The 18,028-nt window shown below is 60.1% G+C and carries 18 protein-coding genes; 11 read left to right on the top strand and 7 right to left on the bottom strand.

What is annotated here, in order from left to right; all coding sequences use genetic code 11:
• Positions 1-3 precede the first annotated feature (3 nt).
• Positions 4-1,212: a bifunctional phosphopantothenoylcysteine decarboxylase/phosphopantothenate--cysteine ligase CoaBC gene (coaBC, locus tag KGA81_RS04455; RefSeq protein WP_102700099.1), complete on the bottom strand. Its 1,209-nt coding sequence runs from the start codon at positions 1,210-1,212 to the stop codon at positions 4-6.
• 135 nt (positions 1,213-1,347) lie between these two features.
• Here coaBC and radC point away from each other — a divergent pair, with 135 nt between their 5' ends.
• Positions 1,348-2,022, top strand: a complete 675-nt coding sequence (gene radC / locus KGA81_RS04450; protein ID WP_223544735.1) for a RadC family protein — start codon at positions 1,348-1,350, stop codon at positions 2,020-2,022.
• A gap of 115 nt (positions 2,023-2,137) precedes the next feature.
• Here the strand turns inward: radC and KGA81_RS04445 are convergent, their stop codons facing one another.
• Positions 2,138-3,724, bottom strand: a complete 1,587-nt coding sequence (locus tag KGA81_RS04445; RefSeq protein WP_223544734.1) for an ABC transporter substrate-binding protein — start codon at positions 3,722-3,724, stop codon at positions 2,138-2,140.
• A 446-nt stretch (positions 3,725-4,170) separates the two neighbouring features.
• Here KGA81_RS04445 and rpmB point away from each other — a divergent pair, with 446 nt between their 5' ends.
• Both rpmB and rpmG read left to right on the top strand, forming a co-directional pair.
• Positions 4,171-4,404: a 50S ribosomal protein L28 gene (rpmB, locus tag KGA81_RS04440; protein ID WP_007975166.1), complete on the top strand. Its 234-nt coding sequence runs from the start codon at positions 4,171-4,173 to the stop codon at positions 4,402-4,404.
• A gap of 11 nt (positions 4,405-4,415) precedes the next feature.
• Positions 4,416-4,571, top strand: a complete 156-nt coding sequence (gene rpmG, locus KGA81_RS04435) for a 50S ribosomal protein L33 (protein WP_003177274.1) — start codon at positions 4,416-4,418, stop codon at positions 4,569-4,571.
• 105 nt (positions 4,572-4,676) lie between these two features.
• On the opposite strand, the gene KGA81_RS04430 is transcribed toward rpmG, so the two are convergent.
• Positions 4,677-5,039 carry a cupin domain-containing protein gene (locus KGA81_RS04430; RefSeq protein ID WP_223544733.1) on the bottom strand — a complete coding sequence of 121 codons (363 nt, stop codon included), beginning with the start codon at positions 5,037-5,039 and terminating at the stop codon, positions 4,677-4,679.
• A 236-nt stretch (positions 5,040-5,275) separates the two neighbouring features.
• On the opposite strand from KGA81_RS04430, the gene KGA81_RS04425 reads away from it, so the two are divergent.
• Positions 5,276-6,769 carry an aldehyde dehydrogenase gene (locus KGA81_RS04425; RefSeq protein WP_223544732.1) on the top strand — a complete coding sequence of 498 codons (1,494 nt, stop codon included), beginning with the start codon at positions 5,276-5,278 and terminating at the stop codon, positions 6,767-6,769.
• A 187-nt stretch (positions 6,770-6,956) separates the two neighbouring features.
• Positions 6,957-8,099: an MFS transporter gene (locus KGA81_RS04420; RefSeq protein ID WP_223544731.1), complete on the top strand. Its 1,143-nt coding sequence runs from the start codon at positions 6,957-6,959 to the stop codon at positions 8,097-8,099.
• Between the two features lie 169 nt (positions 8,100-8,268).
• Here KGA81_RS04420 and KGA81_RS04415 read toward each other — a convergent pair whose 3' ends face one another.
• Positions 8,269-9,843 (bottom strand): phospholipase D family protein, encoded by a 1,575-nt coding sequence (locus KGA81_RS04415; protein WP_223544730.1) that lies wholly within the window; start codon positions 9,841-9,843, stop codon positions 8,269-8,271.
• A gap of 60 nt (positions 9,844-9,903) precedes the next feature.
• Positions 9,904-11,337, bottom strand: a complete 1,434-nt coding sequence (locus KGA81_RS04410) for a PLP-dependent aminotransferase family protein (protein ID WP_223544729.1) — start codon at positions 11,335-11,337, stop codon at positions 9,904-9,906.
• Between the two features lie 179 nt (positions 11,338-11,516).
• Between KGA81_RS04410 and KGA81_RS04405 the strand changes: the two genes are divergently transcribed.
• Positions 11,517-11,762 (top strand): DUF1127 domain-containing protein, encoded by a 246-nt coding sequence (locus KGA81_RS04405; protein ID WP_223544728.1) that lies wholly within the window; start codon positions 11,517-11,519, stop codon positions 11,760-11,762.
• Between the two features lie 143 nt (positions 11,763-11,905).
• Here the strand turns inward: KGA81_RS04405 and KGA81_RS04400 are convergent, their stop codons facing one another.
• Positions 11,906-13,213 carry an NAD(P)/FAD-dependent oxidoreductase gene (locus KGA81_RS04400; RefSeq protein WP_223544727.1) on the bottom strand — a complete coding sequence of 436 codons (1,308 nt, stop codon included), beginning with the start codon at positions 13,211-13,213 and terminating at the stop codon, positions 11,906-11,908.
• 147 nt (positions 13,214-13,360) lie between these two features.
• Here KGA81_RS04400 and KGA81_RS04395 point away from each other — a divergent pair, with 147 nt between their 5' ends.
• Positions 13,361-13,714, top strand: coding sequence for a YkgJ family cysteine cluster protein (locus tag KGA81_RS04395; protein WP_223544726.1), 354 nt, complete (start codon positions 13,361-13,363; stop codon positions 13,712-13,714).
• Between the two features lie 80 nt (positions 13,715-13,794).
• On the opposite strand, the gene KGA81_RS04390 is transcribed toward KGA81_RS04395, so the two are convergent.
• A complete protein-coding gene (locus KGA81_RS04390; RefSeq protein WP_007975155.1) occupies positions 13,795-14,283 on the bottom strand; it encodes an Lrp/AsnC ligand binding domain-containing protein in 489 nt (162 codons plus the stop codon).
• Positions 14,284-14,440: 157 nt separating this feature from the next.
• Here KGA81_RS04390 and dadA point away from each other — a divergent pair, with 157 nt between their 5' ends.
• The 4 genes from dadA to KGA81_RS04370 all read left to right on the top strand — a co-directional run bounded on the left by dadA (position 14,441) and on the right by KGA81_RS04370 (position 17,917).
• Positions 14,441-15,745, top strand: a complete 1,305-nt coding sequence (dadA, locus tag KGA81_RS04385) for a D-amino acid dehydrogenase (protein ID WP_223544725.1) — start codon at positions 14,441-14,443, stop codon at positions 15,743-15,745.
• The gene (locus KGA81_RS04380) at positions 15,717-16,070 is read left to right on the top strand and encodes a RidA family protein (RefSeq protein WP_223544724.1); all 354 of its coding nucleotides are present in this window, start codon (positions 15,717-15,719) and stop codon (positions 16,068-16,070) included. The genes dadA and KGA81_RS04380 overlap by 29 nt, the downstream gene beginning before the upstream one ends.
• Positions 16,071-16,167: 97 nt before the next feature.
• Entirely contained in the window at positions 16,168-17,241 is a 1,074-nt protein-coding gene (gene alr / locus KGA81_RS04375; protein WP_223544723.1) for an alanine racemase, read from the top strand.
• 127 nt (positions 17,242-17,368) lie between these two features.
• Positions 17,369-17,917 carry a cupin domain-containing protein gene (locus KGA81_RS04370; protein WP_008023455.1) on the top strand — a complete coding sequence of 183 codons (549 nt, stop codon included), beginning with the start codon at positions 17,369-17,371 and terminating at the stop codon, positions 17,915-17,917.
• Positions 17,918-18,028 lie beyond the last annotated feature (111 nt).

Below are 18,028 nucleotides of genomic sequence, written 5' to 3'. Positions count from 1 at the left end.
AAATTAAACCTGGTTCAGACGTTCGGCGATAAAAGTGATCAGCTGGCGAGCAATCTTGCTCTTGCTGGTCTGGGCGAAGAGTGTTGCGTGTAGCTCACGGTCGATCACGCTGCAGGCGTTTTCTTCGCTGTTGAAGCCAATGCTCGGGTTGGCGACGTCGTTGGCGACGATCAAATCGAGGTTCTTGTCTTTCAGCTTGCGCGCAGCGTAATCGAGCAGGTGTTCGGTCTCGGCGGCGAAGCCGACACTGAACGGGCGGTCGGGGCGGGTGGCGATGGTGGCCAGGATGTCCGGGTTACGCACCATCTGTAGCAACAAGCCGTCGCCGTTCGTAGGATCTTTCTTGAGTTTCTGTGGGGCGACGACTTCCGGGCGGTAGTCCGCAACGGCTGCCGAGGCGATGAACAGGTCACAGGGGATCGCCGCTTCGCAGGCAGCGAGCATGTCGCGGGCGCTGACTACATCGATACGAGTGACGCGATCCGGGGTCGGCAGATGCACCGGGCCGGTGATCAGGGTTACGCGGGCACCGGCTTCCACAGCGGCTTCGGCCAGGGCAAAGCCCATTTTTCCGGAGCTGTGGTTGGTGATGTAGCGCACCGGGTCGATGTTTTCCTGGGTCGGGCCGGCCGTGATCAGCACGTGTTTACCGGTCAGTGCCTGACGCTGGAAGCAGTCGGCAGCGCACTGGGCCAGTTCAAGGGCTTCGAGCATGCGCCCCAGGCCAACGTCGCCACAGGCCTGGCTGCCGGAGGCCGGACCGAAAACCTTGATGTCGCGGCTTTCGAGGGTTTGCAGGTTGGCCTGGGTCGCCGGATCGCGCCACATCGCCTGGTTCATTGCTGGTGCAACGGCGACCACCGCGTCGGTGGCCAGCACCAGCGTGGTCAGCAGATCATCGGCAATGCCTTGGGCCAGACGGGCGATCAGGTCCGCCGTGGCGGGGGCGATCAGCACCAGATCGGCCCATTTGGCCAGCTCGATGTGGCCCATGGCCGCTTCGGCCGCCGGGTCCAGCAGGTCCAGGTGGACCGGGTGCCCGGACAGGGCTTGCATGGTCAACGGGGTGATGAACTCTGCGCCGCCACGGGTCATGACCACGCGCACTTCCGCGCCTTGATCGATCAGGCGGCGAACCAGGTCGGCGCTTTTGTAGGCAGCGATGCCGCCGCCGACGCCCAGAACAATGCGTTTCCGATACAGCCGCTGCATAGGCCTGCCTTTCAATTCGTTGGTGACATACGTGGCGAAACCCCCTCCCCAGGGTGAATTCGCCCGCAAAAAAGATGGGCTACGATATCACAGCGACCGCTACGGAACAGCGGTGCCCACAGACAGGGAGTTGCTATGAGTATTCGCGATTGGCCGGCGGCGGAACGGCCGCGGGAGAGGTTGCTTGAACAGGGCGCGGGAAGCCTTTCGGATGCCGAACTGCTGGCGATCTTTTTACGCACGGGCGTGGTGGGTAAAAGTGCAGTGGATCTGGCGCGACACCTGTTGAATCAGTTTGGCAGCCTGCGTTTGCTGCTTGAGGCCGATCAGGAAACGTTCAGCAAGCAGTTGGGGCTTGGACCGGCGAAATTTGCCCAGTTGCAGGCTGCTCAAGAAATGAGCAGGCGTCATTTGGCCGAGCGTGCGCGTCAAAAATCCGCACTGGAGAATCCTCACGCAGTTCGTGAGTACCTGAAATCGATGCTGCGACACGAGCCACACGAGGTGTTTGGCTGCCTGTTTCTCGATTCCAGGCATCAGGTGCTGACGTTTGAGACGCTGTTTCGCGGCTCCATCGACAACACCAGTGTTCATCCGCGAGAGGTGGTCAAGCGTGCCTTGGCCAACAACGCAGCGGCATTGATCCTCTGCCACAACCATCCTTCGGGCAACACCGACCCCAGTCAGTCCGACCGGGTGCTGACCAAGCGCCTGCAAAAGGCGCTGGAGTTGATTGACGTGCGGGTGCTTGACCATTTCATCATCGGCGACGGCGATCCTTTGTCGATGGCGGAGTATGGGTGGATGTAGTGCATGGCTCCTGTAGGAGCGAGCTTGCTCGCGATGGCGTCGGCACATTCAGCATTGATGTTGCCTGAAAGTCCGCTATCGCGAGCAAGCTCGCTCCCACAGGTGTTGTGTCAGATTATTTGAGGTTGACCTTCGAATAATCCTGCCGCCCAAACGGGCTGACCGAGTACCCCTCGACATCCTTGCGCGTCAGCGCGAAAGCAGTCGGGTGGGCCAGGGGCAACCACAGCGCCTGTTGCTGGATCTGCGCCTGCGCCTGTTCGTAGAGTTTACTGCGCACACCTTGCTCGCCAGTGGTCTTGCCGGCGCTGATCAGCTTGTCCAGATCCTGGTTGCAGTAACGGGCGAAGTTGGTCCCGGACTTGACCGCGGCGCAGGAAAACTGCGGCGTGAGAAAGTTGTCCGGGTCGCCGTTGTCGCCAGCCCACCCCATGAACAGCAAGTCGTGTTCACCGGCCTTGGCGCGGCGGATCAACTCGCCCCATTCGATCACACGTATTTCTGCCTGAATGCCGATTTCGGCCAGATCGGACTGCAGCAGTTGCGCACCCAGGCTCGGGTTGGGGTTGAGCAGGCTGCCGGAAGGGCGGGTCCAGATGGTGGTCTGGAAGCCTTCCTTGAGCCCGGCCTTGGCCATCAAGGCTTTGGCCTTTTCGATGTCGTGAGGGTAGCCCGGCAGGTTTTTCGCGTAGCTCCAGGTGTTGGGCGGGTACGGACCGTTGGCCGCCTCGGCGGTGTCTTCGAACACGGCCTTGACATAGCTGGCCTTGTCGAAGGCAAGGTTGATGGCCTGACGCACTTCTGGCTTGTCCAGCGGCGGATGCTGGCTGTTGATGCCGACGAATGCGGTCATGAACGCGTCAGTCCTTACGACTTTCAGGGCCGGCTCTTTCCGCGCTTCCTGTACGTCCAGAGGCTTGGGCGACAGGGCGATCTGGCATTCGTTACGACGCAATTTCTGCAGGCGCACGTTGGCATCCGGCGTGATGGCGAAGATCAGCGGGTCTACAGAGGGTTTACCGCCGAAGTATTCGGGGTTGGCTTTGTAGCGAACCGAGGCGTCCTTCTGGAAACGGGTGAAAACGAACGGTCCTGTGCCGATCGGCTGGCTGTTGAGCTTCTCCGGCGTACCGGCCTTCATCAGTTTGTCGGCGTATTCGGCCGAATAGATCGAGGCGAAGCCCATACTCAGGGTCGCCAGGAAGGTCGAATCCGGGTGGTCGAGGGTGAAGCGCACGGTCTGCGGATCGAGGGCGTCGATCTTCTTGATCAGTGCAGGCAACTGCATCGATTGCGCATGGGGGAAGCCGCTCTGGGCGACTTTATGCCACGCATTGGCCGGGTCGAGCATGCGGTCGAAGCTGAAAATCACGTCTTCGGCGTTCAGGTCGCGCGTCGGGGTGAAGTACTCGGTGCGATGGAATTTCACCTGCGGGTGCAACTTGAAGATGTAGTTCAGGCCGTCGGGGCTGACTTCCCAGCTGTCGGCGAGGCTGGCGACCACCTTGCCACTGGCCGTATCGAACTCCACCAAGCGATTCATCAACACATCGGCCGAGGCGTTGGTGGTGGTCAGCGAGTTGTACTGCACAACGTCGAACCCTTCAGGGCTGGCCTCGGTGCAGACGCTCAGGGCGGCGGCAAAGGCCTGTGGGCTCAGCAGAAGCGGGGCGAGCAACAGTGGTAGGGCAGCAAGGCGCATGGTCGGCTTCCTTTACAGGTCGAAGGCCCATCTGCAAGTGCAGTCTGGAAAAGGCTTACCCTAGTGGGCTCTTTTGTAAATGACTATCCCCTTTTTCATTTTGAGTGGACTATAGGCCACTGATTTTGCTGTGCAGCGGTTGAGCAAAACGCCAGGTTGGCTCAATGAGCGATTCTCTGCGACGAGCGGTCGCCATCGACAATAGCCTTTGTCCAAGGCGCTCGGAGCCCGGAAAGCGGGCTTTTTGTGAATTCAACGCACACTGAATGTTGTTGCTCTCCAGTCTTTCTGGTATAAAGCAGCGCTCTTTTCTAGGGGCCCGGTTCCTTCACTGTAGGTGTAGCCGGTAAGACCTCTAAAGAAACGCGGCGCCTGGCGCCAAATGACTGAGAGATTAAGCGGCCAACCCATGCCGGGTTGGGCATGTGGTTTTAGAGGGCTGAGGCATGTCTAGAGTATGTCAAGTTACCGGTAAGGGTCCGGTAACCGGGAATAACATTTCCCACGCAAACAACAAAACCCGTCGTCGTTTCCTGCCGAACCTGCAGCATCACCGCTTCTGGGTTGAAGAAGAGAAACGTTTTGTACGTCTGCGCGTATCTGCCAAAGGCATGCGTATCATCGACAAGCGTGGCATCACTGTCGTGCTGGCCGAACTTCGCCGCGATGGCAAGGTTTAAGGGAGCTAATCATGCGTGAATTGATTCGTTTGATTTCGAGCGCCGGTACTGGTCACTTCTACACTACCGACAAGAACAAGCGTACTACCCCGGACAAAATCGAGATCAAGAAATATGATCCGGTTGTTCGCAAGCACGTGATCTACAAAGAAGGCAAAATCAAGTAATTGATTTTTCACTCTTACGAAAAAGGCCCGTATCGCGAGATACGGGCCTTTTTTGTTGCTTGAGTTTTGTGCTCGCGATGAGGCCGGCTGGGACAACCCAAATTCTCAGGCCTTCTGTTCAAACGCCACATAGATCTTGCGGCACGGCTCCAGCACTTCCCATGTGCCGCGAAAGCCGGCGGGGATCACGAAGCGATCGCCTACACGCAGGGTCTTGGCATTGCCATCGAGGTCACGCAGCACGGAGACGCCCTGCACGATTTCGCAGTATTCATGTTCGGTGAAGTTCACCGTCCACTGGCCGACAGCCCCTTCCCACACACCGGCGTTCAACTGGCCGCAAGGGCTGTTGTAATGGTTGTATACCGCTTGCTCGGGGTCGCCCTTGAGCACTTTGGTTGGGTCAGGGCGGTAGCGTTCAGGCTCGGTAGTGGCTTGGCTGAAGTCGACGACGTTCTGGATGTTCATTGTTGTTATCCCTCCGTTTTTACGGCGCGTGTGGTTGGTCAGCGCAAAGTCTATGTTTATTAAAATGAACATCGCAAGGCCGTTTGCTAGCCTTGTGTCAAATATATTGAAACTTCATGGGCGGCTGGTTTAGGGTGGTGGATGCCTTGGGCCGAACAGCAGGCTGGCCGGGCAGAATTCCTGACAGCGCCCGCGAAGAACGCGGGTGTCGTATTCAATAAGAGGAGGACACTCGCATGACCACCCTGACCCGTGCCGACTGGGAGCAACGTGCCCGCGACCTGAAAATCGAAGGCCGCGCCTATATCAATGGCGAATACACCGACGCCGTCTCCGGCGAGACTTTCGAGTGCATCAGCCCGGTCGATGGTCGTCTGCTGGGCAAGATTGCCAGCTGTGACGCCGCCGATGCCCAGCGCGCCGTGGAAAACGCTCGTGCCACGTTCAATTCCGGTGTCTGGTCGCGCCTGGCGCCGGCCAAACGCAAATCCACCATGATCCGTTTCGCCGGCCTGCTGAAGCAGCACGCCGAAGAGCTGGCCCTGCTTGAAACCCTGGACATGGGCAAGCCTATCAGCGACTCCCTGCACATCGACGTTCCCGGCGCGGCGCAAGCCCTGAGCTGGAGCGGCGAAGCCATCGACAAGATCTACGACGAAGTAGCAGCCACTCCGCACGATCAGTTGGGTCTTGTGACCCGTGAGCCGGTGGGTGTGGTCGGCGCTATCGTGCCGTGGAACTTCCCGCTGATGATGGCGTGCTGGAAACTCGGTCCTGCCCTGTCCATCGGTAACTCGGTGATCCTCAAGCCGTCGGAAAAATCGCCGCTGACGGCGATTCGCATCGCTGAACTGGCTGTCGAAGCCGGCATCCCGAAAGGCGTGCTGAACGTATTGCCGGGTTATGGTCACACCGTCGGCAAGGCGCTGGCCCTGCACAACGACGTCGACACCCTGGTGTTCACCGGTTCGACCAAGATCGCCAAGCAACTGTTGATCTACTCCGGCGAGTCGAACATGAAGCGCGTCTGGCTCGAAGCGGGCGGCAAGAGCCCGAACATCGTGTTCGCCGATGCGCCGAACCTGCAAGACGCTGCCGAAGCGGCTGCCGGTGCCATCGCCTTTAACCAGGGCGAAGTTTGCACCGCCGGTTCGCGCCTCCTGGTGGAGCGTTCGATCAAGGACAAATTTCTGCCGCTGGTGATCGAAGCGCTGAAAACCTGGAAGCCGGGCAACCCGCTGGACCCGTCGACCAATGTTGGCGCGCTGGTCGATACCCAGCAGATGAACACCGTGCTGTCCTACATCGAGTCCGGCCATGCCGACGGCGCCAAGCTGGTGGCCGGAGGCAAGCGTACGCTCCAGGAAACGGGCGGCACTTACGTTGAACCGACGATTTTCGACGGGGTGAGCAACGCGATGAAAATCGCCCAGGAGGAAATCTTCGGCCCGGTACTGTCGGTCATTGCATTCGACAGCGCCGAAGAGGCCATCGCGATCGCCAACGACACTCCGTACGGCCTGGCTGCTGCGGTCTGGACGGCCGACATCTCCAAGGCTCACCTCACCGCCCGTGCACTGCGTGCCGGTAGCGTGTGGGTCAACCAGTACGATGGCGGCGACATGACCGCTCCGTTCGGTGGCTTCAAGCAGTCCGGCAACGGTCGCGACAAATCGCTGCATGCTTTCGACAAGTACACCGAGCTGAAGGCGACCTGGATCAAGTTGTAAGCCGTTAAGGGAGGCCTGTTTTTACAGCAGGCCTCCCGAACGACGCAGATCCCTTGTGGGAGCGAGCTTGCTCGCGATAGCGGTGTAACAGTCGACTTCAATGTTGAATGTTGTACCGCTATCGCGAGCAAGCTCGCTCCCACAGTGTTTTGTGTTGTACATAAAAATATCCACAGGAGCGTGGAACATGCGTTGGGCGACTTATTTCGCCGTTTTGGCATCTGTCTTGAGTGTCGGCCTGGCCCTGGGTGTCAGCATGCCGCTGGTGTCGTTTCGCCTGGAAAGCTGGGGCTACGGCTCGTTTGCCATTGGTGTGATGGCGGCGATGCCGGCCATCGGTGTCCTGTTGGGGGCGAAAATCTCCAGTCATCTGGCGGCGCGCTTCGGCACGGCCAATCTGATGCGCCTGTGCCTGTGGGCAGGAGCGGTCTCCATCGGTTTGTTGGCGCTGTTGCCGAGCTATCCGATCTGGCTGGTGCTGCGGCTGATGATCGGGGTGATCCTGACCCTCGTATTCATCATCGGTGAAAGCTGGATCAATCAACTGGTGGTCGAGCAGTGGCGCGGGCGGCTGGTGGCGCTGTATGGCAGCAGCTACGCACTGAGTCAGCTGGCCGGGCCGGTGTTGCTGGGCTTGCTTGGCACCGAGCACGATTATGGTTTTTGGGTCGGCGTCGGTTTGCTGATGGCTGCTCCGTTTCTGTTGTTGGGGCGCAGTGGTGCGCCGAGCAGCGAGGCCAGCAGCGTGACCCTGCGTGATTTGCTTGAGTTCTGCCGTGGCCTGCCGGCGATTGCCTGGGCGGTGTCGCTGTTCGCCGCGTTCGAGGCGATGATTCTGACGCTGTTGCCGGTCTATTGCCTGCGCCAGGGCTTCACCACGGAGATCGCCCTGGCGATGGTCAGTACGGTGGTGGTCGGCGATGCAGTGCTGCAATTGCCGATTGGTGCATTGGCCGATCGCTTGTCACGCCGCGCATTGTTTACCGGCTGCGCAGTCGTCTTGCTGCTGTCGAGTCTGGCGATTCCGATGCTGATCGACACGCTGCTGATCTGGCCACTGTGGGTGTTGTTCGGCGCCAGCGCTGGCGGGTTATTCACCTTGTCGTTGATCCTGATCGGCGAGCGTTATCGCGACGATGCGCTGGTGCGGGCTAACGCCCACATCGCCCAGCTGTGGGGGATTGGTTGTCTGGTCGGGCCGCTGTTGGCGGGCGCCGGCAGCCAGTGGGTCAGCGGTCATGCGTTGCCGTTGCTGATGGCAGTGGGGGCCTTTGGCGTATTGATCGTGGTGTCGCGGCAAGGGGCGTTTGGTACCGTGCAACCGGCGTAACGACGAGCGCAGAATCTGTGGCGAGGGGGCTTGCCCCCGTTCGGCTGCGAAGCAGTCGTAAAAGCAAACAACCCGGTAAGTCAGACAAAATGCGATTGCAGGGTTTGGCACTGCTTCGCAGAGCAACGGGGGCAAGCCCCCTCGCCACAAAGGCCCTGTTGATACCGGACTACAACATCTTCTCCAGCCCGACCGTATTGCTCATCCACGCATTGAAGCGCCGCCACCAACTCCCTGGCTCTTTGGTCAGGGTGTGCACTTTTCCATCGTCTTCGGTGGTCCAGACGATCTGATCGTTTTCCAGCGCCACCTGATAACTCAGGGGCGGCGCCATACCCTGCAGCGCCAGTTCACGGACCCGTACGGCCAACTGCGGACTGTCCACCAGCACGCCGACTTCGGTGTTCCACAACACCGAGCGCGGATCGAAATTGAATGAGCCGATAAAGGATTTCTGCTGGTCGAAGATCATTGCCTTGCTGTGCAGACTGGATTCCGAGCCGTAATAGGCGTTGCTGGAGAACAGATGCGGCCCGCTACCGCTGCCGCCTTCCTCGCCCGGTTGGCGACGCAATTCGTACAGCTTTACGCCGTGCTCCAGCAGCGCCCTGCGATAGGGCGCGTAACCACCGTGTACAGCAGGCACGTCCGTGGCTTCCAGTGAATTGGTCAGCAAACTCACCGAAACTCCGGCATCGGCGCGCCCGGTCAGGTACACCAGCCCCGGTTGGCCGGGAACGAAGTAGGCCGAGATCATGATCAGCTCTTTGCTGACGTTATTGAGTTCAGGTGCAAGTTGCGTGGTCAGCAACAACTGCGGATCGGGCTCGCCCTTGGCCAGTACCTTGCTTGGCGCGTCCCACAATGCCTGGTTCCAGGCCCAGATCAGTTCGCGGCGCCAGATATCCAGGCGCGGGTGTGTGGTGAAGGTCATCAAGTGTTTGTACAGCGCGTGATTCTGTTTGCGTGATTGCGCCAAGGAGTCTTCCAGCCGGGCGCGGGTGTTTGCCAAGTCCTGGGGGGTAGGTTTGCTCGACAGGAATTCGTCGATCGGTTTACTCAGGGCGCTGTTCCAGTACTGGTCGAAACTGTGTCCGAGTTGCTCGGCAACCGGACCGACACTGAGCATGTCGATGTCAGTGAAATTCATGTTGGGCTTGGCATCGTAATACTCGTCCCCCAGATTGCGTCCGCCGACGATGGCCATGCTGTTGTCCGCCAGCAACAGCTTGTTGTGCATGCGTCGATGTTGTTGCGACAGATTGAACAGCCGGCCCACGGTACGGGTCACGCCGGTGCTGCGACCAAGATTCAGCGGATTGAACACGCGGATCTGGATGTTCGGGTGCGCGGCGAGGGTGGCGATGACGCGGTCCAGGCCGTCGCTGGCGGTGTCGTCGAGCAGTACCCGCACCCGCACGCCCCGGTCGGCGGCCTTTAGCAATTCCTCGATCAACATGCGCGTGCTGATGCCGTCGTGCACGATGTAGTACTGCAAATCGAGGCTGCTTTGGGCATTGCGTATCAGTTCGGCACGGGCGGTGAAGGCCTCGGTGCTGTCCGATAGCAGGCGAAAGCCCGATTGTCCCTTGTAAGGTGCAGCCTGTGCCTGGACCGAGCGGCCGAATGCGGAGTCTGAAGCTGGCAGCGCCTGGCTCGGCACACGCTGAACGTCGAAGCTGGAGCAGCCGCCCAGGAACGTGACGAGCAGCAGAAGAGCAAGCAGGGGCTTTCTGACTCTCACGTAGGATCGTTCCGTTTGGTGGCGCAGATGGGCATATGGACGCGGATTCCCGAATAAAAGTCAGTCGCTGAGCTGATCGGTTTCCGCCAGCAGTTTGATCGCTGTTGCGCCAACCTTGCGAACCGCTTCTTCGATCTGCGGTGTTGGTTTTGCAGCGTAGTTCATGCGCAGGCAATTGCGGTACTTGCCGGAGGCGGAAAAGATGCTGCCCACGGCAATCTGTACGCTTTGGTCGTGCAGTGCGCGATTCAGCTTCAGGGTGTCGAAGCTTTCCGGTAGCTCCACCCACAGCATGAAGCTGCCTTGCGGACGACTGGCACGGGTGCCGGCCGGGAAGTAGCGACTTACCCAATCGATCATCAGGTCGCGATTGCGCTGGTATTGCGTGCGCATCCGCCGCAAATGCGGTTCGAAGTGGCCACCTTTAAGGAATTCGGCGATGGCGATCTGCGGTTGTGGCGCGGTGGAACCGGTGCTGATGTATTTCATGTGCAGCACCCGTTCCAGATAGCGGCCTGGTGCGACCCAGCCAATGCGCAGGCCCGGCGCCAGGGTCTTGGAAAACGAGCTGCACAACAGGACACGACCGTCCTCGTCAAAGGACTTGATCGTGCGCGGACGCGGGTAGGTGTAGGCCAGTTCGCCATACACATCGTCCTCGATGATCGCTACGTCAAACCGTTGTGCAAGCGTCAACAACGCGCGTTTGCGCGACTCTGGCATGATGTAGCCCAACGGGTTGTTGCAGTTGGGGGTCAACTGTATGACCTTGATCGGCCACTGCTCCAGGGCCAGTTCCAGCGCTTCGAGGCTGATGCCGGTCAGCGGATCGGTGGGGATTTCCAGGGCTTTCAGGCCCAGGCCCTTGAGGGTTTGCATTGCACCGTGAAAGCTCGGCGAGTCCACCGCCACAATGTCGCCGGGTTCGCAAATCGCGCGAACGCTGGTGGACAGCGCTTCATGGCATCCAGTGGTGACCACCAGTTCGCTGGCGCTCAGTTGGCAACCGGAGTCGAGCATCAGGCGAGCGATCTGTTCGCGCAGCTCGAGGTTGCCGTGGATGTTGTCGTAATACAGGCCGGGCATGTCCTGCCGTCGGCTGATTCGCGCCAGATCGCGCAGCAGCGGCTTCATGGTCGGGCTGGTGATATCCGGCATGCCGCGGCCCAGTTGCACCACGTCTTTGCGCGGCACGGCGCGGATCAATTCCAGCACCTGATCCCATTGAGAGATATCCACCGGGCGCTGGGCCGGGCGACCGACTGCCGGCAAATCCGGCAATTGGCGACTGGCAGGAACGAAGTACCCGGACTTGGGCCGTGGCATGGCCAACCCGCTGTCTTCCAGCACCCGATAAGCCTGCTGCACCGTGCTCAGGCTGACGCCGTGCTCGACGCTCAGCGCCCGTACCGAGGGCAGCCGGTCACCGGGGCGATAGAAGCCCTGTTCGATACGTGTACCGAGCAATTCGGCGAGGTTGACGTAAAGGGTCATGGTGCAGCCTCGATAGGAGAGATTCGCTTGACCAGTACAGTTCTGGCGGAAAATCGGGATTCAGTGGCGGAATCGGCAAAACTGTATGGAGTTAATACAGCTGCTTTGAATCTGTAATGCTTTTGCGCGCCCACGCATCATGGAACCTCTGGCTACCCAAGTAAACAGGAGCATCCAAGATGAACGGTTTGAGCGATGTGCGGCTGACGTTACACAGTCAGGAACTGGTGGCAGAGCAGAACAACGGCGCGCGGGAGGCGGGCATGCACAATGTGTCGTCCGACCTGAGTCGCTGGGATCAGTTCTGGCGTCGCCTGCACACGCGCAAGGCCTTGCTGGCGCTGACGGCTGACCAGCTCAAGGATATCGGGCTGACCCGGGAGCAGGCGCGGGAGGAGGGGCTGAAGCCTTTCTGGAGGATCTGAGTTTTGCAGTGTTCTTCAGGGCCTCATCGCGAGCAAGCTCGCTCCCACAGGGAATGGTGGTGTTCACAAGATTTGTGTTCACCGCCGGTCCTTGTGGGAGCGAGCCTGCTCGCGATGGCGCCGGTACAGGGCCAGCTAAACCTTCAGACCAACTCTTTAAGCCGATGCCACAACATCCCCAGCGCCAGCAACGGCGAACGCAAATGCTTGCCGCCGGGGAAGGTGATGTGCGGCACCTTGGCAAACAGATCGAAGCCGCCGCTGTGCTGGCCGCTGATAGCCTCGGCCAGCAGCTTGCCCGCCAGGTGCGTGGCATTCACGCCATGACCGGAATAGGCCTGGGCGTAGTACACGTTCGGCTGGTCCTTGAGTCGTCCGATCTGCGGCAGGCGATTGGCACCGATGCCGATCATGCCGCCCCATTGGTAATCGATCTTCACTGCGCTCAGTTGCGGGAAGACCTCCAGCATTTTCGGACGCATGTACGCAGCGATGTCTTTCGGGTCACGGCCCGAGTAATGGCAGGCGCCGCCAAACAGCAGGCGCCGGTCCGTCGAGAGCCGGTAGTAGTCCAGCGCCACTCGCTGGTCACAGACCGCCATGTTCTGCGGCAGTAGGGCGTGGGCCAGTTCTTCGCTCAATGGTTCGGTGGCGATGATGTAGCTGCCGGCGGGCAGGACTTTGCCGCTGAGTTCCGGGTTCAGGTTATTGATATAGGCATTGCAGCCCAGCACCAGGGTTTTGGCGCGGACCGAGCCCTCGGCGGTATGGACCTGGACCTCGGCGCCATAGTCGATGCGGGTCACGGCCGACTGCTCGAACAACTGGACCCCCAGTCGTTGTGCCGCTGCGGCTTCGCCCAGAGCCAGGTTCAGTGGATGCAGGTGCCCCGAACCCATGTCGATCAGGCCACCCACGTAGCGCGTGGAGCCAACCACGGTGTGCATCTCATTGGCTTGCAGCAAGCGGGTTTCGTAGCGATAACCGAGGCTGCGCAGTTCTTCGGCGTCCTCGGCGAAACCTTCAAGGTCACGGGGTTTGTTGGCGAGGTCGCAGTAACCCCAGGTCAGGTCGCAGGGGATCTGGAAGCGCTCAACCCGTTGCCGGACGATTTCCACGGCTTCCAGGCCCATGAGCTTCATCTGCCGCACGCCTTCGACGCCGATGATATTGGCGAATTGATCGAGGCCGTGGCCGACGCCGCGAATCAGCTGCCCGCCATTGCGACCACTGGCGCCCCAGCCGATTTTGTGAGCCTCGAGCAACACCACGCTGAGGCCGCGTTCGGCCAGCTCAAGCGCCGTGTTCAACCCCGAAAACCCACCGCCCACAACGCAGACATCGGTCAGCACTTCGCCTTTGAGCGCCGCAAGTTCAGGCTGCGGCAGGCTGCTGGCGGCGTAGTAGGACGCGGCGTGGCTCAGGGCACGCTGTTGAGCAAGGGCATTCATGTGCGTGTTCCTGATTCTTGCGTCTGGAAAACCTGGCGGAGCATAAGCCGGACCCTCCCGCACGGGCAACATTGGTCGGGTGGTGCTGTCTGGATCGGGGCTTTTGCGTCAGAATCGCGCTCTATTTCGCTATTGGTCATCGCTTCAATGAGCTGCAACAGCCAGACAATCCGCACTTTGCGACAACAGATTCCCTCGTTCGAGTGCGTTCCCGGTTGCCATGACTGCTGCGGGCCGGTGACCACCTCGCCGGAAGAAATGTCGCGCCTGCCGCGCAAGACCCGCGCCGAGCAGGATGCCGCCATGCAAGAGCTCAACTGCGTGCATCTGGGGCCGAATGGTTGCACCGTGTATGACGAGCGGCCGCTGATCTGCCGGCTGTTCGGCACCACCAAGACCTTGCCGTGCCCCAACGGGCGCGGGCCGGTGGAGCTGATTCATCCGCGGGTGGAGAAACAGGTGTTCGAGTACATGGCCAGCACTCGGCAGGTGCTGGTTTAAAAGATCGCAGCCTGCGGCAGCTCCTGCAAAAAGCGTGTGTACACCCGTAGGAGCTGCCGCAGGCTGCGATCTTTTGATCTTCAGTCCGGAATCGGCAAGGTCAGGCTCTCTTTCACCTCTTCCATCACGATATAGCTCTTTGACTCGCGCACATGGGGCAGCTTGAGCAGTATGTCGCCCAGCAATTTGCGGTACGAAGCCATCTCGGAGATCCGCGCCTTCACCAGGTAGTCGAAATCCCCTGACACCAGGTGACACTCCAACACATGGGGCAATTTCAGCACCGCACGTCGGAACTCTTCGAAAGTATCGCCGGATTTGTAGTCCAGGCTGATCTCGACGAACACCAGCAGACTACCCTTCAGGTGCTGCGGATTGAGCCTGGCGTTGTAGCCCATGATGATCCCTTCGCGCTCCAGACGCCGGACCCGCTCAGTACAGGGCGTGGTCGAGAGCCCGACCTTTTCTCCAAGCTCCGTAAAGGAAATCCGCCCGTCCGCTTGCAGGATCCGCAGGATGTTGCGGTCGATCTTGTCCAGCTCACGTTTGGTCTGAGTGTTGGTACGCATAGGGGATGCGCCTCCGTGAAAAGGGTTTTTGCCGAGAATTGTCGCCAAATATAGGCGTTTATATAGTGAAAAGCACTGACAGATCTTTTTTACACTGCGCGCATCTAAAGCTCTGAATAACAAACGTCAGCGGTTAGCCGCGATGAGGGATATGAAAATGCGCGTCATGGTCTTGGGTAGCGGCGTCATCGGTACCACCAGTGCTTATTATCTGGCTCGTGCCGGGTTCGAAGTGGTGGTGGTCGACCGGCAGCCGGCTGCTGCCATGGAGACCAGTTTCGCCAACGCCGGGCAGGTCTCGCCGGGTTATGCCTCGCCGTGGGCCGCGCCGGGCGTGCCGCTCAAGGCCATCAAGTGGCTGCTGCAGCGCCATGCACCGCTGGCGATCAAGGCCACTGCCGACATCGACCAGTACCTGTGGATGGCACAGATGCTGCGCAACTGCACCGCCAGCCGTTACGCGGTGAACAAGGAGCGCATGGTCCGCCTGTCCGAGTACAGCCGTGACTGCCTCGATGAACTGCGTGCCGAAACCGGCATCGCCTACGAAGGCCGTAGCCTCGGTACTACCCAGTTGTTCCGCACCCAGGCCCAGCTCGACGGCGCGGCGAAAGACATCGCCGTGCTGAAAGAGTCCGGTGTGCCGTTCGAACTGCTCGATCGCGAAGGCATTGCCCGCGTTGAGCCGGCCCTGGCCAGCGTCACGGACATCCTCGCCGGTGCCCTGCGCCTGCCGAACGACCAGACTGGCGACTGCCAGATGTTCACCAGCAAGCTTGCCGAGATGGCCGCGAACCTCGGTGTGCAATTCCGTTTCGGCCAGGACATTCAGCGCCTCGACTTCGCTGGTGACCGCATCAATGGCGTGTGGATCGACGGCAAGCTGGAAACCGCCGACCGCTACGTGCTGGCCCTCGGCAGCTATTCGCCGCAGCTGCTCAAGCCGCTGGGGATCAAGGCACCGGTGTATCCGCTCAAGGGCTACTCCCTGACCGTGCCGATCACCAACCCGGCGATGGCTCCGACTTCGACCATTCTCGACGAGACCTACAAGGTCGCGATCACCCGTTTCGACAACCGCATCCGCGTCGGCGGCATGGCGGAAATTGCCGGTTTTGACCTGTCGCTGAACCCACGCCGACGCGAAACCCTGGAGATGATCGTCAACGACCTTTATCCTCAGGGCGGCAATCTGGCCGAGGCCAGCTTCTGGACCGGCCTGCGTCCGACTACGCCGGACGGCACGCCGATTGTCGGTGCCACACCGTTCAAGAACCTGTTCCTGAACACCGGTCACGGCACGCTCGGCTGGACCATGGCCTGTGGCTCCGGTCGCTTGCTGGCTGACCTGATGGCAAAGAAAAAGCCGCAGATCAGCGCCGAAGGTCTCGATATTTCCCGTTATGGCAACAAAATCCAGGAGCCTGCAAAGCATGTCAGTCCAGCGCCAGCTCACCAATGAGCGCATGAGTCAGATCGTCACCCATAACGGCACGGTTTACCTGGCCGGACAGGTCGGCGATGACCTGAACGCCGGGATTGAACAGCAGACCCGTGAAACCCTGGCCAACATTGAGCGTTTGCTCGATCTGGCCGGCACCGACAAAAACAATCTGTTGTCGGTGACGATTTACCTGAAAGACATCGACGCGCATTTCGAAGGCATGAACGCGGTGTGGGACAAGTGGCTGCCAAAAGGCGTCGCCCCGGCCCGTGCCACAGTCGAATCGAAACTGTGCGAACCGCAAATTCTGGTCGAGCTGTCGGTTGTCGCCGCTCTGCCATAAGCTTTCAGACAGATCCCTCTCCCGGTGCTGCTGGCGCTTCACGCCGTCAGCCAGCGCCGGTTTTTCTTCCCGATAACCCGACCAGAAGTCTGCCGCCATGCGTCCTGCCCGTGCCCTGATCGACCTTCAAGCCCTGCGTCACAACTACCAAGTCGCCCGTGAGCTCACGGGAGCCAAAGCCCTTGCAGTGATCAAGGCCGATGCCTACGGGCATGGCGCGGTGCGTTGCGCCCAGGCGCTGGAAGCCGAGGCGGACGGGTTTGCCGTGGCCTGCATCGAAGAGGCGTTAGAGCTGCGGGCGGCGGGCATTTCTGCACCGATCCTGCTGCTGGAAGGTTTTTTCGAAGCCGACGAGCTGGCACTGATCGTCGAGCATGATTTCTGGTGCGTGGTGCATTCACTGTGGCAACTCGAAGCCATCGAGAAAGCGGCGGTGAGCAAGCCGATCACGGTGTGGCTCAAGCTCGACTCGGGCATGCACCGGGTTGGCCTGCATCCGGCGGATTATCAGGCGGCCTATCAACGGCTGCTGGCCAGCGGCAAGGTCGCGAAGGTGGTGCTGATGAGCCACTTTGCTCGCGCCGATGAGTTGCACGAACAGGCCAGCGCCGAACAGGTGGCGGTGTTTGAGGCGGCGCGTAAGGGTTTGTCCGCCGAAGTGAGTTTGCGCAACTCGCCGGCAGTGCTCGGCTGGCCACAGATTCCCAGCGATTGGGTGCGCCCAGGCATCATGCTCTACGGCGCCACGCCTTTCGAAGAAGCCAACGAAGCAGCATCGCGCCTGCAACCGGTGATGACCCTGGAATCGAAAGTGATCAGCGTGCGCGAGTTGCCGGCCGGCGAGCCCGTCGGTTACGGCGCCAGATTCATCACCCCGAAACCGATGCGCATTGGCGTTGTGGCCATGGGGTACGCCGATGGCTACCCGCGTTCGGCGCCGACCGGAACGCCGGTGTTGGTGGCTGGTCAGCGCAGCCAGTTGATTGGCCGGGTATCGATGGACATGCTCTGCATCGACCTGACCGATGTGCCGCAGGCCGGCCTCGGTTCAACGGTCGAGTTGTGGGGCAAAAACATCCTCGCCAGTGATGTGGCCATGGCTGCCGGCACGATTCCTTACCAGATCTTCTGCAACCTGCGCCGGGTGCCACTGCTCTATTCCGGGGCTTAGTGCGCGGGGCTGCAGACCGGGAGTCGCCTCGCTGAACAGGATTCAGGTCAAAGTGTTGTAAATACTGAACGCTGTCGCCATGATAACGCTCACTATTCCAACAATCTGAATCCTGGAGGCGCAAGCTTTGGACGTCGGTGAACGACTGCAATCCATCCGTAGGCTCAAAGGCCTTTCCCAGCGTGAGCTCGCCAAACGGGCAGGGGTCACCAACAGCACGATTTCGATGATCGAGAAGAACAGCGTGAGCCCTTCGATCAGTTCGCTGCGTAAGGTGTTGGGCGGGATTCCCATGTCCATGGTCGAGTTCTTTTCCGAAGAAATCCTGCAGGAAAAACCGACCCAGATCGTCTACAAGGCCAACGAGCTGATCGATATTTCCGATGGCGCCGTGACCATGAAACTGGTCGGGCGTGCCCATCCGAGCAGGGCTATTGCATTCCTCAATGAAATCTATCCGCCAGGCGCTGACACCGGTGACGAGATGCTCACCCATGAAGGCGAGGAAACCGGCATCCTGGTCGAAGGAAAACTGGAACTGGTGGTTGGCCTCGAAACTTTTGTCCTCGAAGCCGGCGATAGCTACTACTTTGAAAGTACCAAGCCACACCGTTTTCGTAATCCGTTCGATGTGCCGGCGCGACTAATCAGCGCAGCCACACCGGCGAATTTCTAAGAAAAGAGGCGTCCTGCCAGCATCGCAGAGACGCCCGGCTCGTTTTTCTGCCGCAGCCTAAGACCCTTCCGACTTTGGGGTTGTTTCAGTGCGACGGGCTTACCGCTATAC

Source organism: Pseudomonas sp. A-B-19 (genome assembly GCF_019947515.1).
Classification (GTDB): Bacteria; Pseudomonadota; Gammaproteobacteria; order Pseudomonadales; family Pseudomonadaceae; genus Aquipseudomonas.
The sequence above is the reverse complement of the archived record's forward strand: the minus strand, read 5'-3'. Positions and strand labels throughout refer to the sequence as shown.

Bases quoted from the DNA above. Each gene is read 5' to 3' on its own strand.
- KGA81_RS04445 (WP_223544734.1), bottom strand. From the start codon at position 3,724: ATGCGCCTTGCTGCCCTACCACTGTTGCTCGCCCCGCTTCTGCTGAGC.
- alr (WP_223544723.1), top strand. From the start codon at position 16,168: ATGCGTCCTGCCCGTGCCCTGATCGACCTTCAAGCCCTGCGTCACAAC.
- KGA81_RS04425 (WP_223544732.1), top strand. From the start codon at position 5,276: ATGACCACCCTGACCCGTGCCGACTGGGAGCAACGTGCCCGCGACCTG.
- dadA (WP_223544725.1), top strand. From the start codon at position 14,441: ATGCGCGTCATGGTCTTGGGTAGCGGCGTCATCGGTACCACCAGTGCT.
- rpmB (WP_007975166.1), top strand. From the start codon at position 4,171: ATGTCTAGAGTATGTCAAGTTACCGGTAAGGGTCCGGTAACCGGGAAT.
- KGA81_RS04430 (WP_223544733.1), bottom strand. From the start codon at position 5,039: ATGAACATCCAGAACGTCGTCGACTTCAGCCAAGCCACTACCGAGCCT.
- KGA81_RS04380 (WP_223544724.1), top strand. From the start codon at position 15,717: ATGTCAGTCCAGCGCCAGCTCACCAATGAGCGCATGAGTCAGATCGTC.
- KGA81_RS04405 (WP_223544728.1), top strand. From the start codon at position 11,517: ATGAACGGTTTGAGCGATGTGCGGCTGACGTTACACAGTCAGGAACTG.
- KGA81_RS04410 (WP_223544729.1), bottom strand. From the start codon at position 11,337: ATGACCCTTTACGTCAACCTCGCCGAATTGCTCGGTACACGTATCGAA.
- KGA81_RS04390 (WP_007975155.1), bottom strand. From the start codon at position 14,283: ATGCGTACCAACACTCAGACCAAACGTGAGCTGGACAAGATCGACCGC.
- KGA81_RS04420 (WP_223544731.1), top strand. From the start codon at position 6,957: ATGCGTTGGGCGACTTATTTCGCCGTTTTGGCATCTGTCTTGAGTGTC.
- radC (WP_223544735.1), top strand. From the start codon at position 1,348: ATGAGTATTCGCGATTGGCCGGCGGCGGAACGGCCGCGGGAGAGGTTG.
- KGA81_RS04400 (WP_223544727.1), bottom strand. From the start codon at position 13,213: ATGAATGCCCTTGCTCAACAGCGTGCCCTGAGCCACGCCGCGTCCTAC.
- KGA81_RS04395 (WP_223544726.1), top strand. From the start codon at position 13,361: ATGAGCTGCAACAGCCAGACAATCCGCACTTTGCGACAACAGATTCCC.
- rpmG (WP_003177274.1), top strand. From the start codon at position 4,416: ATGCGTGAATTGATTCGTTTGATTTCGAGCGCCGGTACTGGTCACTTC.
- coaBC (WP_102700099.1), bottom strand. From the start codon at position 1,212: ATGCAGCGGCTGTATCGGAAACGCATTGTTCTGGGCGTCGGCGGCGGC.